The sequence below is a fragment of the Streptomyces sp. NPDC002386 genome (genome assembly GCF_053593175.1).
Genome location: NZ_JBSFBX010000019.1, coordinates 76,407 through 89,969 on the forward strand (window position 1 = coordinate 76,407; position 13,563 = coordinate 89,969).

The 13,563-nt window shown below is 68.9% G+C and carries 11 protein-coding genes and 4 pseudogenes; 5 read left to right on the plus strand and 10 right to left on the minus strand.

The genetic code is table 11. The features are described from left to right. The first annotated feature begins 18 nt into the window (after positions 1 to 18). The 3 genes from ACWCPN_RS30870 to ACWCPN_RS30880 are packed head-to-tail and all read left to right on the plus strand — an operon-like array spanning position 19 to position 1,655. Positions 19 to 711, plus strand: coding sequence for an NAD(P)-dependent oxidoreductase (locus ACWCPN_RS30870; RefSeq protein ID WP_451212813.1), 693 nt, complete (start codon positions 19 to 21; stop codon positions 709 to 711). Continuing rightward, a complete protein-coding gene (locus tag ACWCPN_RS30875) occupies positions 708 to 956 on the plus strand; it encodes a pyridoxamine 5'-phosphate oxidase family protein (protein ID WP_451212816.1) in 249 nt (82 codons plus the stop codon). Before ACWCPN_RS30870 ends, ACWCPN_RS30875 begins: the two co-directional genes overlap by 4 nt. 42 nt (positions 957 to 998) lie before the next feature. Next, complete coding sequence (locus ACWCPN_RS30880) at positions 999 to 1,655, plus strand: hypothetical protein (protein WP_451212819.1); 657 nt, start codon at positions 999 to 1,001, stop codon at positions 1,653 to 1,655. Between the two features lie 516 nt (positions 1,656 to 2,171). Here the strand turns inward: ACWCPN_RS30880 and ACWCPN_RS30885 are convergent. The 3 genes and pseudogenes from ACWCPN_RS30885 to ACWCPN_RS30895 all read right to left on the minus strand — a co-directional run bounded on the left by ACWCPN_RS30885 (position 2,172) and on the right by ACWCPN_RS30895 (position 6,055). Further along, entirely contained in the window at positions 2,172 to 3,914 is a 1,743-nt protein-coding gene (locus ACWCPN_RS30885) for an endo-1,4-beta-xylanase (protein WP_451212822.1), read from the minus strand. 980 nt (positions 3,915 to 4,894) lie between these two features. Then, positions 4,895 to 4,978 (minus strand): annotated as a pseudogene (locus ACWCPN_RS30890) (hypothetical protein); the annotation flags it as partial. 163 nt (positions 4,979 to 5,141) lie between these two features. Next, positions 5,142 to 6,055 (minus strand): annotated as a pseudogene (locus ACWCPN_RS30895) (alpha/beta hydrolase). A 108-nt stretch (positions 6,056 to 6,163) separates the two neighbouring features. On the opposite strand from ACWCPN_RS30895, the gene ACWCPN_RS30900 reads away from it, so the two are divergent. Continuing rightward, entirely contained in the window at positions 6,164 to 6,598 is a 435-nt protein-coding gene (locus ACWCPN_RS30900) for a MarR family winged helix-turn-helix transcriptional regulator (RefSeq protein ID WP_451212825.1), read from the plus strand. 63 nt (positions 6,599 to 6,661) lie between these two features. Here ACWCPN_RS30900 and ACWCPN_RS30905 read toward each other — a convergent pair. The 5 genes and pseudogenes from ACWCPN_RS30905 to ACWCPN_RS30925 all read right to left on the minus strand — a co-directional run. Further along, a pseudogene (locus tag ACWCPN_RS30905) lies at positions 6,662 to 7,273 on the minus strand (hypothetical protein); the annotation flags it as partial. 198 nt (positions 7,274 to 7,471) lie between these two features. After that, positions 7,472 to 8,863 carry a Fic family protein gene (locus ACWCPN_RS30910; RefSeq protein WP_451212828.1) on the minus strand — a complete coding sequence of 464 codons (1,392 nt, stop codon included), beginning with the start codon at positions 8,861 to 8,863 and terminating at the stop codon, positions 7,472 to 7,474. Positions 8,864 to 9,001: 138 nt separating this feature from the next. Next, positions 9,002 to 9,802 carry an 8-oxoguanine DNA glycosylase OGG fold protein gene (locus ACWCPN_RS30915; RefSeq protein ID WP_451212831.1) on the minus strand — a complete coding sequence of 267 codons (801 nt, stop codon included), beginning with the start codon at positions 9,800 to 9,802 and terminating at the stop codon, positions 9,002 to 9,004. 720 nt (positions 9,803 to 10,522) lie between these two features. Beyond that, a complete protein-coding gene (locus tag ACWCPN_RS30920; protein WP_451212834.1) occupies positions 10,523 to 11,056 on the minus strand; it encodes a CbrC family protein in 534 nt (177 codons plus the stop codon). After that, positions 11,053 to 11,616 carry a DUF4240 domain-containing protein gene (locus ACWCPN_RS30925; protein WP_451212837.1) on the minus strand — a complete coding sequence of 188 codons (564 nt, stop codon included), beginning with the start codon at positions 11,614 to 11,616 and terminating at the stop codon, positions 11,053 to 11,055. The genes ACWCPN_RS30920 and ACWCPN_RS30925 overlap by 4 nt, the downstream gene beginning before the upstream one ends. Positions 11,617 to 11,839: 223 nt before the next feature. Between ACWCPN_RS30925 and ACWCPN_RS30930 the strand changes: the two genes are divergently transcribed. Further along, entirely contained in the window at positions 11,840 to 12,307 is a 468-nt protein-coding gene (locus ACWCPN_RS30930; RefSeq protein WP_451212840.1) for a hypothetical protein, read from the plus strand. Positions 12,308 to 12,391: 84 nt separating this feature from the next. On the opposite strand, the pseudogene ACWCPN_RS30935 reads toward ACWCPN_RS30930, so the two are convergent. Both ACWCPN_RS30935 and ACWCPN_RS30940 read right to left on the minus strand, forming a co-directional pair. After that, positions 12,392 to 13,126: pseudogene (locus ACWCPN_RS30935) on the minus strand (transposase). A 42-nt stretch (positions 13,127 to 13,168) separates the two neighbouring features. Next, positions 13,169 to 13,507: a hypothetical protein gene (locus ACWCPN_RS30940; RefSeq protein WP_451212843.1), complete on the minus strand. Its 339-nt coding sequence runs from the start codon at positions 13,505 to 13,507 to the stop codon at positions 13,169 to 13,171. Between the last annotated feature and the right edge of the window lie 56 nt (positions 13,508 to 13,563).

The following is a 13,563-nucleotide window of genomic DNA, read 5'->3' on the forward strand; positions in this document are numbered from 1 at the left end:
AAGGGGTGACCCGACATCATGCGTATCGCAGTCTTCGGCGCCAATGGACCGACCGGCCGCCACCTCACCGAGCAGGCCCTCGCCGCCGGCCACCAGGTCGTTGCCGTGACCCGCCGCCCCGGCTCCCTGCCCGCGCGGCCCGGCCTCACCGTGGCCGTCGCCGACGCCACCGACCCGGTGGCCGTCGATGCCGCGCTCGGCGGGACGGACGCCGTCCTGTCCGCGCTGGGCGCACGCTTCAGCAAGGAGACCATCACCACGTACTCGGCGAGCGCCACGGCCATCACCGGGGCTATGGCCCGCCACGGCATCAAGCGACTTCTCGCCGTCAGCTCCAGCATCGCCGACCCGAACTGGCGTCCCACCGGCGCGCACTTCTTCAACCATGTGCTCGACCCGCTGGTGAACCGGCGCCTGGGCCGCACCCTTCACGAGGACATGCGCCGCATGGAGGACGTGATCCGTCAGAGCAGCCTCGACTGGACCCTCGTGCGACCCTCGGGCCTGTTCGAGAACCCCGTCGTCACGGAATTCCACACCGCCGAGACCAGCGCCGACGGCGTCTTCACCGCCCGCGCCGACCTCGCCGCGAGCATGCTGCGCGAGCTGAAGGAACGGCGGTACGTCCGGACAGCCATGGGCGTCATCACCACGGCCGTGAAGCCGAATATCGCCAAGCTGATCTGGAATGAGGGCGTGAAGAAGAAGTGAGCCGGGCGACCGCCGAACTCCCGGTCAGCGCACCGGCGTTCCTCACTCGCCCATACCCGGCCACCTTCACCACCCTCCGCCGCGACGGCACCCCGCACGTCACCCCAGTCCGCTTCACCTTCGACGCGTCCACCGGCCTGGCCCAGGTCACCACCCGGGCCAAGGCCCGGAAGGCCCGGAATGTGGCGGCGGGCTGCCCGGCGGTCCGGGGGACACCAGCAGGCCCGGCAGGACGGCGGCCGTGATGGGGTCGAGGCGCTCTTGCGGACCGGTCCTACGCTGGATGCATGGCCACCGATCCCTTGCTCAGACAAGGTCCCGACTCGACGGATCTGATCCTGCGCGGCGGCTCGCCGGCCGGGCCGGCGCGGATCGCGCTGACCTCGGCGGGGCCGGCGCTGTTCACTCCGCTCGCCCTGGTCGTGCCGACCCTGCTCGTCGCCTTCTGGATGGCGCTGGCCGGGGCGCGGGCGTCGACCGTGTTCGTGGTGGTGGGGGTGATCGCCGGGCTGGAGTACCTGCTCGGCTGGCCGGCGGTGGCCTATTCCCGGGCCCGGCGCATCCTGCGGGTGGAGTTCGCGCCGGCTGGGGTGCCCGCGTCCCTGCGGTTGGTCCGGGCCGCCAGGCCGGACGAGTGGCTGCCCGTCGACACCCTGCGCGAGGTGCGGCTGACGCACGAGGTGGTGGAGCCGTACGAGGGGGACCGCAAGCCGACCGTCTCCACGCTCGCGCTGGAATTCGTCCTGCGGGGCGGCAGGGAGCGGCTCGCCCCGCTCCCGTTCGGCGGCGACCCGCAGCGGCTCGCCGACGCGCTGGAGGCCCTGCTCGGTCCGGCAGGGGTCGTGGTGGAGCTGCGCACCGAGCGCAGCACGCGCTCTCGGCCGCTGTCCAACTCCGGCTGGACCTCCGGCGGTTCGGCCTCGGTCGGCTCGGCTGGCGGCTGACCCCGGGCTGCCCGTGGCGCTCTCCGGCCGGGGAGCGCCCGTGGATGCAGCCGGCGGAAGGCGGTGCGGGGCGGCCTGCCGCTGCTTGGGCGCGTTGAGCCGCCGGGTCGGCTCGGCCCCGGCGTGGGCCTGCTCGACGGCCTCCGCGTACGCCTCGCGCTTGGCGTGCTCGGCGAGCGCCCGGTGGATGCTGGCCACCGAAGGGTTGTGTCCCTTGCGTTTGCCGGTGGGGATGATCAGGTCGGGCTGGATCTGCTCGACGGACTCGCCGCTCGCGCGGCGCCGGAGCACGGTGTGCAGCATGTCGTCGGTGATGACCGGCGGCCGGCCGCCGTGCTTGCCCTTGCGGGCCGCGGTGTCGAGCCCTCCAGCGTCGACTCGCAGATGTTCTCCCGCTCGGTCTCCGCCGTCGCCGCGAAAAACGCGAACAGCAGCTTCCTCGGACCGGTGGGGTCGTGGATGCCGGGCAGGGGCCCCGGCGAGTATCTCCAAACCGAGAGATCGCACCTTGATTCCTCACGCCTCGTCAAAGGTCTCGAGCAGGCGCTCGTACGCCGGCTTCGGCCGCAGGGCTGCGTCCCATGGCAGGGAATCGGCCGTGCGCGGAGGATAGATCTTGGTGTCGGCGGTGGAACCGTACCGGTCGGTGATTCCCCATGTGGAGAACGATGTGCAGTTCGGCTCCTCCAGGCAGACCCGCAGCTTGCCCGCCATCTCATCAGCCTGGGTCTGCCGCCCGTCCTCCTCGTCCTCACCTATGGGGACGTCCATCTCCGACACCCGCGCCTGAACCCCGAGCTCCGCCAGATCCCGCACATGGCTGCGGAAGGTCTCCGGGTCGATGCGGTCGCCGGGTGCGTACTCATGGTTCTGGAAACCCACGCCGTCGATCGGTACGCCGCGTTCCTTGAGCCGCTCGACCAGATCGTAAAGGGCGTCCCACCGCTCGCCTTCCTCCTCGATCCCGTACTCGTTGAGGAACAGCCGTGCCTTCGGATCGGCCCGGTGGGCGGCCCTGAACGCCTCGTCGATGTACTTCTCGCCCATGGCCTCGAACCACGGGCTCTGCTCGGAGCGCAGACCGAGATCCCCGCTGGTGTAGCTCTTCTCGTCGTCGGACATGGGCTCGTTGACCACATCCCATTCCGCGACCTTTCCCTTGAAGTGCCCGGCGACCATGGCGATGTGCCGGAGCATGGTCCGGCGCACCTCCTCGGGGTCGTCGTTCTCCCGCATCCAGTTGGGCAGAGCCTCGTGCCAGACGAGGGTGTGCGCGTGCACCTTCATGTCGTTTGCGCGGGCGAAGCGTACGAGTAGGTCCGCGTCGCGGAAGTCGTAGACGCCCCGGCGTGGGTGGAGGAACTGTGGCTTGAACGCGTTCTCCGGAGTGAGCATGGAGAACTGGCTCCCCGCGAGCGCCCGGTAGCGTGAGTCGGTGAGCAGCGGGTTCTCGGCCAGGGCGGCGCCGACGTCGAACGGCCGCCCCACGTCTGCGGCCCGCGCACGCAGCGAGTCGTCGGACTGCTCCTGGCGTAGCTGCGGCGCCTTGATCACGCGGAGCGAGTCACCGCTCTCCGCCCGCGCGGTCAGCTGCGTCAGACGCCATCCCTCGCGGCGCTCGTCTTCGCCCGCGTCCGCCTCCAGACCGAACCAGACAGTGCCCTCGGCGAACACCCCCGGGTCCTGCACGGTTCCCAGCCGCCGCCCGTCGGCTTTCACGTGGAAGGTGTCACCGATGCTCGACACGGCGAGCGTCACCGTCCCGGAGCAGCCGCAGTCGAAATCCTTGGAGGTGGCTGGCTCATCTCCCTCGCCGTCCCATATCTGTACCTTCACTTGTCCGTCAGCGGTCACGCCGACGCGGAGTGAGGGCCGCTCCTGCCGCCACTCGTCGTAGATGACCGGTACACGTCCGTACAGCCGCAGCCATGAGTCGCCGTCATCGTCACCCACTCCGGACATGCGCGCGGTGACGGTGAAGTCGCCATCGGACCTGAGATGCGGGCCGGCCAGATTCAGCGGGGGGTTGGGCTGGCCGCCGGAGGAGTCCTGCTCCACGATGTGCCGATCCAATGCGCTGACCCGCAGGATGTCGTTCCGCGCGGTGGTGCCCGGCATCTGCGTCCAGTCGTGGTTCCGCAGCAGGTCTTCGTCGTTTCCGCCGCCCGCGCCTTCGCCCTGCCCCGTACACCCGGCCGCCACCGCCATGACGAGCACCACGGCGGTCAGTCGCTGCCACGTCCCCCCAGCAAGGTCCACGGTCCATCCCACTCTCTTGTTCGAGACGAGATCAACGTCTCGAAACCGGTCCACAGTTCATCACACGTGAGGTACGGCGGCCTTGTGTGGCACGTCCCAGCTCGTGTGGTGGACCGGGCCCGGATCGGCTACACCGCACCCGACCGCCACCGCCTGCTCCTCTTCCCGCTCCTGCTCGGCACGGGCAAGAGGCTCTTCACCACCACGGACAGCCGCTCTGATGCGGGCCCGGCATCCAGGACCGCCGTGATGCTCTCGGGTGATGACCTGGGACGACGGTGGTTGTCGTGGCGGGCAGACTGGTGGCATGGCTTGCCTCGTCCAGCCCTCGCGCCGATGCGCCGGCTGCCTCCGCGGGCGCAGAGCGTCGGCGGTTCGTCCGTAAGGTGCTCGACGGGGCGGCCCCCGACGTACTGGACACCGCGCAGCTGCTGGTCAAGTCAGGGCGCCGGGCGGCCAGAGCGCTGACGCGCGGATCGAGGTCGAGGGACATCACGTGCAGCCGCATCGCCGCGGATCCGTAGTGCACAAGCCTTCCGGTGGTGGCCGATCACCACCACCCCGGGGCCAGCCGCTTGCCCCTACGGACTGGGAACGGCTTCAGCGGCGGACAGCTTTCGAAGACCACCTCGGCGGCGGCCGACGACCACCTCGAACACTCCGTCGCCCCGCCGACAACCCGGAACAGCACATCCACCGAACCGACCTCGGACCGCCATGCCCCCGCTCTGTCCCTCCCGGCATCCTGCACACAGAGCCCAACGGCTCGTCGGCCCATCCGGTATTGGGCGTGCGCGGCCGTCCGCTGCCGGCCTCGGCTGGAAGACCTTGCGGTGGCTGCCAGAGCGTGGCTGCGATCTGTCGATGTCGGGAGCGTCTGCTAGGAGCCGGTCGTGACCGCGCTTCGTACGCTGAATCTACGCTTCACGAGCGGCAAGGCGGCGCACCAGTTGCGCCTGGGCGGCCGAGCGTGGTGGCGGTCAGGTCCAGCGCATGCCGATGTTGGAGAGTTGCTCGATCCGCTCCGGCGACAGGGTGGCGGTTCTGGGGCGCTGGTTGCTGACCCATGCTCCTAGCTAGTGGGCAGTATGGCTTGCGCGGGCTTGATTGATGGCCAGGGCGGCAGGCTTCACCGTCTCGTTCAGCGTCATCGTCGCTCCACGGTCACTGTGCGGGCACGCTGTCCGGGAGGTGCTGTGACCGCATAGGCGGACCGGTTCGGGTGCCTTACAGGTTGTTCGCATAGAAGCTGGTGAGTCGTTCGACGGCGGCGTCGACGTATGCGGGTTCGTCGTACATCTCGTAGTGGCCGGCGCCGTCGATCACCATGAGGTCGACGGGGTGGGAGCCAGCTTCCACAGCTGCATGCCCATGTCGTAGGAGCCGGTGTTGCCGATGCGTCCGGCGAGGATGACCTGGAGGGGCTGGGTCATGAGCTGATCGACCAGGTGGAAGGCGTCGTAGCCCAGCAGGAGGGAGTCGCTGCGCAGGAGGCGCCGGTTCGTGGAGTGTTCGTTGCCGCCGCGCTCGGTGCGGTAGTAGGTGACGGCCTCGGTGGTGTCGATGTCGGTCAGGCCCGCTGCCGCGGCGTCCTCAAGGGTGTCGGGCAGCCAGTTCACACGGGTCATCTCGCCGGAGCGGGCCTCTTCGGTCCGTGCGTCCGCGAGGGCGTCGAGTGCTGCGGCCGGACCGTCGGGGGAGAAGCTGCGGAACGCGTTGCCGATGTTGACGGGGACGACCGTGCCGACCGCTTTGATGCGGTGGTCCGTGCGGGCGGTGTGCACGGCGTAGCCGCCACCGGCGCAGATGCCGAGGGCGCCGATGCGCTGTGGGTCGATGCCGGGGGTCGTGGTGAGCGCGTCGATGGCGTAGGAGAGGTCCTCACCGCGGCGGTAGGGGTCTTCGAGGTCGCGGGGCTCACCCTCGCTCTGTCCCTGATGGGCGGGGTCGAGGACGAGCGCCGCGATGCCGCGGGCGGCGAGTCGGGAGGCGTAGTTGGCGCCGATCTGCTCCTTGACGCTGCTGCCTGGGGTGGAGAGCACCACGGCGGGCAGCGGTGCGCTGCTGTCGGCGTTGTCGGGCAGGTGGAGGTCTGTGGCGAGGTTGATGGGACCGCGCGGGATCGTGAGGTGCTGGATCATGCCTGGCTTCCTCCGTGACATTGTTGTTCCATAGGAGTCCAGTACAATACAATATCTTGTACGATATAAAACTAGTACGAAACTGTATCATGTGAAACGGAGGATCGCATGTCGGTCGACGGGGCGCAGCTGTGGACGCTGAACCAGCGGCTGCTGGCAGTCGTGATGGATGCCTGCACGGAGGAGCTGGCCGAGCTCGGGTTGGAGACGAAGGAGTTCTTCGTCCTGGCCGAGGTGGAGGCATCGCCGTACCCGGCCGAGATCGCGACGGCGCTGCTGCTGCCCAAGGCGAGCGTGACGGTCTACGTGCGCAACCTCGTCGCCAAGGGCTTTATTCGCCGCGAGATCGACGAGGCGGACCTGCGGCGTCACCGGCTCGTACTGACCGCCGAGGGCACGCAGGCGCGCGATCGAGCACTTGCAGCCCTCGCGGCGGAATACGACCGCAGGTTGGCGATGGTTACCCCCCAGGACCGCGTTGAGCTGCAACGCATCCTCAACGCGATGCTCGCCTCGCCCGCGTCAGGCCGTGGGCGCGAGTGATCGTCTGATGAGCCTGTGTGCCGTGGTCTTTCCGATCTTCGCCACCCGTCCGGTCGTCGCCAAGGCTAGCTCGGTGCGGTAGGTGTCGTAGGTGATGTGCAGACCGAAGGCGTTCAGCTCGTTGTGGGGGCCGGTGTCGTCTCCGTAGGGGATGCGGTCGAGGGGACAGTCGTCGCCCTACTGGAACAGGGTGTCCGACCCGGCGCCGCAGGCGTGTTCCCACTCGTCGGAGCTTGGTATCCGCAGACCACGGACGGAGAGGGCAGCCGGCATCTCGGCCGGAGGTTCGGTCAGGTTCTCGTCCTCCACGGCCATGAGGACAGTGTCCAAGTGAACGCTGCGGCGAGCGCTGAGGATCTGCGCGAGGTGGGCCTGCAGATCGGGCCCGTAACCGTAGCCCTGCTTCAGGCTCTCGGCGTAGTCGGCGGCCTGCTGCGCGGTCGGCTTCCAGGTGTTGAGGTCGAAGCCCAGGGACACCTGGCCTCCAGGTATCAGGGCGAACTCCTGCCCGTCCCGCTCAATCCGGACGCGGTGCAGCCGGGCACCGCAGTATTCCGTGGCCTCGACGAGTGACACCCGGCCGCCCACGTGGTCAGCGGCTTTTTGGGCGATCCGCCGGGCGGTGACCTCGTCGAAGGTCCGCCACAGGTCGAGAGTGAGATCAGTGAGCGACATGGCCGGCAGTGTGGGACGCGGCACTGACACAGCAGGTAGAGACGGCTCCGCGAGCAACTGACCCTGCCCCGGCGCGGCGACAGGTTCCAGAGCGTCGAGCACGACGAGGAACTCCAGCGGGTCGGCCGCATCCTCATCACCCGGCTCGATCCTCCAAGGCCCGGAGCCCCCGTTCCGCGAACAGCTTGAGGCTGCGCGCTACCCCTCCGCCACCGGCTCGTCGGACTCGGACATGCTTTGTCGTCGGGTTTCGCGCAGGTGAAAGTCGATGTACCGGGCGAGGATCAGTGCGTCTTGTGGGTCGTCGGCGTGGAAGGAGACACGGCGTAGCAGTTGCACGCTGTCGAGTGCGACGTCTTCGCGGGCGAGGACGAAAAGGAGGGTAAGGAGGGCACAGCGGGCGTTGCCGTCGTCGAAGGGGTGGAAGAAGCAGACGTCGAGGAAGGCGCGTGCGACCCGGGCGGTCAGCGGCAAGGGCCGGGCTGTGTCCTTGGCGCTTTCGGCGAGGCAGGCATCGAGGCGGGCGCGGGTGTCCGGGGCGATGCCGTAGCGTTCCCGGCCGCCTTTGGCGAAAGCGGGCAGGCTGCGCAACGGTGGCAGCTCGATTGTGGTCAGGACGTGTTGTTGCCAGCGCTGGATGAGGGCGAAGTCCAGCCGGGCGCCGCTCGCGGCATCGGCACGCATCAGCTCAAGGGCGGTGAGCAGGCCTTGCCCGCGGGCGGGGTCCAGGATGGCGTCGAAGGTGCGGATCTCCTCCGCCATTCCGTCGCGCACGGGTGTCACCGGTGCGTCCCCGGTGCTGTCGGCAGCCTCATGCCACGGCACCGCGTCCCGCACGGCGAGCCAGCGCTTGAGATGGTCGGGCAGCGGCGACTGGGCGGCTCGGGCGTCCGCGTCCGGCCGCACGGCGGCCGCGATGCGTTCGGCGATGTCCTCGACCAGCGCCGGGTCGGGGCCGGTCCAGCTTTCGAACCGGCCGCCGATCGCCTGCTCCACCAGGTGCTCGGCGTCGTCGGCCGGGATGCCCCAGCGGCTGAGGAACCAGCCGAGGACCTGGTGGCAGTGTGCGTACCAGCCGCTGCCGCAGCCCGTGCGGTCGGTGACGTGCAGGATGAGGTTGCGGGCGGTGCGGTCCCACAGGATCCGCTGGTCGTCGACGCTGGCCAGGTCCAGTGGGTAGGCCTCGAACCGTGCGGCCAGGCTCTCCAGCCAGTCCCGCCACTCCCGCAGCGATGCGGTGACCCGGTCGAGGGTTTCGTCCGGGGTGGTGACCGAGTCCTGGGGGCGGGACCAGCTGCCGACCGGCCCTCCGTCGAAGTCCCCTTCATCGTGTGCCCACCGCCAGCCGGCGACCCAGCGGCCGTAGTGCTCGGCCAGTGCGTGCGTCATGGCATCGGCCCAGGGTCTGGCCTCCTCCCAGCCCCAGTCGTGCACGGCCCGGTCACCCGGCGGTAGGTCGGGGCGTCGGGGCACCCGCCCGGCCGGCCCGAGCGATCTGACCACCCGCGCCGCCGACTGACTGTCGAAAGGATGACGGGCGGGGTCCACCTCGTCCCAGCTCAGGATGCGGGGTGACAGCTCTACGAACACCGCGCAAGTCTCATGCCTCACCGGTACCGGTTCAACCCCATTACCGAACCACGCCGGAACACCGGCGAGGTCGCACCGGGAACGTCTGCCGTACGCCGATGCTCGCCGGGATGCGGCAGGCGTGCCTCACCCGGTTGCTCACCACGCAGCGTTGAACAGTGCGTATTCGAGCAAGTCGGGTGAGGCGTCGGACGGCCAGCCGTCGGTGGACGCCGCCTGGTGGGCGGCGGCGTGCAGGAACGAGAGATAGACCTGGTAGCGGTGGGGCGACCAGTCCCAATCCCTCCAGACCCAGGCGGCGATCGAGCCGTCGGGGTCGTGGCCCGTCTCCCGGCCGACCGCCGCGGCCAGGGACCGCATACGCCGGGCCAGGACGCGGTCGAGGACGAGCGGCTGGGGGCCGTTCGCCGGCGGGACTGTCTTGCCGGTGAAGTAGAGGAACTTGGTGAAGAAGGACGGCCCTAGCCAGGAAACGCGACCGCGCAGCGCCGCATAGGCCGCTTGCGCGTTGTGCTCGCTCAGCGCGGTGACCGCACCGGCCAGTGCCGCTTCCAGGTCGTCGACGGTCAGGATCCTTCGCAGTGTGGCCGGTCCGCTGCCGCCGGGGGAGCCGCCCTTGCCCTTCCCCCACACATACGTGGCCACCAGGGCCTCTGAGAAGGCTTCGCGCCGCAGTGCGTCCTCGACGATCGATGTCACCTGCGCCCGGCTCACCGCGGCGTCATCGTTGCCCGAAGAGGAGGCCAGGGCTGCGGGCCAGGGCGTGATCTGAGCCCACCGGCTGGGCGTGTAACGGACCGTGTGCGCGCCGGGCGTCTTGTCGGGCAGCCGTGCAGCGTTCTCGCTCCACCACCGGACCAGCGCCCGTAGAGCCTCGTCGGGTAGCAGGCGCTTGGCCATCTCCCGGTCCACCGCATCCGCCCGGTCCTGTCTGCTCACAGCCCGCCCCCATGGATCCTGCTCCCACCTGTGCCCCCCTGCACTAGCTCGCGCGGGGCAAGGACTTGAAGATACGGGCCCCCACCGCGCCCCGCGCCCCAAACACCTGGACGCCGTGTGCTGCATCCCCACGGAAGCGGCGCCGGGCGTCCGGCGTTCGAAGGCACCGACTCGGGTGCGTCACGTCGATGTCCGTGCGGAACGCGGTGCGGCCGGCTGGGGGCTGTCATCGTGCGGTGCCGTGCGGCAGAACTGACCTGGTAGGACGGTGCGGTGCTCAACTGGTTACGCACAGCAGCCATGTTGTGCTACTTATGGGATCTTGCTTGTCCAGCGGGGGGCTGGGGAGGGGGCAGATCGGGTGGCGGATTCCGGGGCGCGTCGGGCGTCGCGCGCGCAGGATGCGGTGCGGCCGCTGTTCCGGCTGGATCGCTGTGGTGCGCCGTGCTGGCGCCGAAGGCGGCCCGGGTACCGAGGCCTTTGCTGATCCTGCGCCGCGCGTACAGCGTGTTCGGCTCCGTCGATGTCCTGGTCGATGGCAAGCCGCACAAGCTGCACGGCTCGAAGCTGGACCCGACGGGGGAGCTGCTCGGCACGGCCGGGCTGCTGCCCTCCGACTCGCCGTTGCGCCCCCGCCGCGGCAGGCGGTATCCGGGATACCAGCCACTTGATCCCCTGCACTACGCCGTGGGACATGACCATGGTCCGGGTGTGGCCCTTTCAGGAGGCGTCGGTGTAGGCGAGGTGGGTGCCGCACACGGTGCATTTGAAGAGCATGGCGGTGGCGCCGTGGCCGAGACCTTGCAGGAACTGGTCGAGGTGTTGTGCGTCGTGCCAGCCGGCCAGACGCATCTTGGTGCGGAGCTGGTCGAGTGCTTCCGGGTGAGCGGTCAGTTCGGTGTAGCCGACCTCGCCGATGAATGCGGCGGCGTCCTGGCAGTGGACGAGCCAGTGCGGGTCTTGCCAGGCGTGGAAGCCGGGGGTGCGCTGGGTGACTTCGCGGAGGATGTCCTCATGGACGCCGTCGAGTCCGTACGTGTCGATGAATTCGCCCGCGAAGCGTCTGGCGGCGCTGCCGTCGGCGATGCACCAGGGGCACAGGCGACCGTCCAGGGTCCGGGCTGTGTAGAACGACGCGGTGTAGATCCATCCGGTGCTGCGGTCGCAGCAGACGCATGACTCATGGCTTTGGCGAAGGGATCCGGTGGCGACGGGGTCGGGGTGGTAGCGGAAGAAGGGCAGCGGGCGGCTCACCGCGGTGTCTCTTCGAGGTAGAGGGCGGCCAAGCGGGGAAGCCGCTGGTGCATCTCCCGGGTGTTGTCGAAGTCCAAGTTCTCGCCCATGTCATGGGTTGGGCCGTCGCTTTCGCCGCGCTGGGCGCGGTAGTGGTCGAAAGCCGGGTAGAAACCGTCTTCGTCACCGGTGATCCGCGCATAGGCGGCCACGGCCACATACCCCATCTCCTCGTAGAACACGACGTCTTCGTTGCCAGTGGCCAGAGCGTGACGGATGGCGGGGTGTTCGGCGAGGGTGTCGGGGGAGTCGGCGGCTCGTTCGTACCAGGGGCGGCCTAGGGCGATCAGGCCTGCCTTGAAGTCCATGAACCGGTCGTCCGAGCAGCCCCCGCCGATCAGGTAGGCGGCCGCCCAGATGTCCCACCGGTCTATGGCCGTGTCCCGCGCGCCGAAGTGGACGTGGAAGGCGAAGACCTCGTCCGTTCCCCGTGCGGCCAGTAGGCGGATCAAGGCTTCGTGGAGCGGCGTGTCGGCCGCCCGTGCTGTATCGATGAGGTGCCAGAACGTGTGGCTGTCCATGCTGGGAGAGTGCCATAGGCCTCTGACAGCATCCTTCCTTCTGGCTGGCCGGGTGGATGAGGTTCAGCTTGGCCGCCGGAGGCAGCGCGGGAGGTGATGGCTCGCAATGATCACAGCTTTCGTAGAGCCAGTTGGCGGTTGACTTGCTTGCTGTTGAGGCTGCGGGTGTGTGTCTAGATCGCTTGTGATGACCAGTCGTCTGCGATCCTTTGGGGGCCACTTCATGGCACAGCTTGTCCGTAAGCAGCAGATCGACGTGTTCGTCGGTTACCACGCGTTCGGGCTGCAGGAATCCGATGATGCAGTGCTGGACCTGCTGTTTCCCGACGACTTCGACTTCGGGACGTTCCTGAGCACGCTTCCCGGTCGCCTGGACATCACCAGCGCCGGGCATACCCACACCGCTGCGCTCACGGTCGAGGTGTGGGACGGGTCTCCGCCAGCGCAGGACCCGGGCCGCTGGGAGGAGCAGGCGGAGGCGGAGTTCGAGTCGGTCAGCGGCCAGGTGGCCGTGTGGTCGATGAGCCTGGGCCGGTTGGACGATCTGATCACGCTCGCGGAATCGGGCGGGTCGTGGCGCGTGCGGGTCGGCTCCTCGGGCCGCGCAGCAGTCAAGGCTCTGGCGGAGAGCGAGGAGAGCATCGAGGGAGTGGAGCACTACCTCGTGCAGTTCTGGCCTGCCGGCTCGTAGCACACGGCCGCGGCGGGAGCGGGCCCAGCCGCTCCCGCCGCAAGGCCATCTACGGTGTGCTGGCTGACCTGCTCATCTTCTCGGTCACCTGGCGAGGGCGAGGTTGTGCAGGCGGGCGATGCCGAGCATGGCGTGGTGGACGCCGTCGCCTTTGAGGCGGCAGTCGCGGAGGATCTTTCAGGTCTTCATGCGGGCGAAGGCGTGGTCGACGCGGGCGCGGACTTTGCGGTGGGAGGCGTTGTGTTCCTCCTTCCAGGACGGGAGTTCGCTCTGGCCTTTCTCTCGGCGGTGTGGGATGACCAGGCCGGTGCCCCGGTAGCCGCCGTCCGCGATGACGGTCGTCGTGCCGACGGCGGCTTTCGCCCCGGACAGCTCCCATGCCTTGCAGTCGCTGCGGTTGCCGGGCAGCGGTCGACCGACGGCGACGACCAGGCGGGTGTCGGCGTCGATGACGACCTGGTGGTTGGTGGAGTACCTGTAGTTCTTCGACTGCTCGGCGATGCTGTGGTCCCGGGTGGGGACCAGGGTTCCGTCGACGATCAGGACGGTGTCCTTGCGGAACCGCTCGCGCTGTTGGAGGGCGAGCGTGGGCCCGAGGTGGTCGATGATGCGGTCGGCGGCCGACTTCGATACCCCGAACAACGGTGCCTGCTGCCGCAGCGTGAGGTTGGTGCGCCAGTACGCGGCGACCAGCAGGACACGGTCCTCCAGCGGCAGGCTCCACGGCCGGCCCTTGCGAACGGGGTCCGCACCCTCGCGTCGTAACGCCTTGATCAGCTTGCCGAACTGTCGCGGGCTCAGTCCGCTGAACGGGGCTATCCAGGAAGGATCCGACGCCGTGACACACCAGTCACTGCCTGATCATTCCATCGCTTCAGGAGCTCCCTGCTCGAACGCGAGGCGGCAGCGTTCGACCTGCTCGGCCACGTGCTCCATGAACCAGCGCATGATCTCGTAGGGGATGGCGTGCTCGTCGTGGCTGTGGATGTGGACGGCCGGCTCCAAGCTCGGGTCCTCGTCGGGTATCACCGCTACCATGAAGGCGCTTCCGGGCAGGTGGGTCTCTGCGTTGGGAATCTCAGCCCATGCAGCTGGCGCCGCTACGGCCTCGCTCAGCTCCACACACCAGGCGTCGTCCGGCAAGGAGTAGTGGAACCGGACGGCGTAGTGGCGGCCTGCATGAACGCGCAGCTGTGGCATGCCCGCAGGCTGCCACAGCTGCCACGCCGGAGTCTCGCGAGTATCCGCTCAGCACC

Bases quoted from the DNA above. Each gene is read 5' to 3' on its own strand.
- ACWCPN_RS30900 (WP_451212825.1), top strand. From the start codon at position 6,164: ATGTCGGTCGACGGGGCGCAGCTGTGGACGCTGAACCAGCGGCTGCTG.
- ACWCPN_RS30880 (WP_451212819.1), top strand. From the start codon at position 999: ATGGCCACCGATCCCTTGCTCAGACAAGGTCCCGACTCGACGGATCTG.
- ACWCPN_RS30940 (WP_451212843.1), bottom strand. From the start codon at position 13,507: ATGCCACAGCTGCGCGTTCATGCAGGCCGCCACTACGCCGTCCGGTTC.
- ACWCPN_RS30925 (WP_451212837.1), bottom strand. From the start codon at position 11,616: ATGGACAGCCACACGTTCTGGCACCTCATCGATACAGCACGGGCGGCC.
- ACWCPN_RS30930 (WP_451212840.1), top strand. From the start codon at position 11,840: ATGGCACAGCTTGTCCGTAAGCAGCAGATCGACGTGTTCGTCGGTTAC.
- ACWCPN_RS30870 (WP_451212813.1), top strand. From the start codon at position 19: ATGCGTATCGCAGTCTTCGGCGCCAATGGACCGACCGGCCGCCACCTC.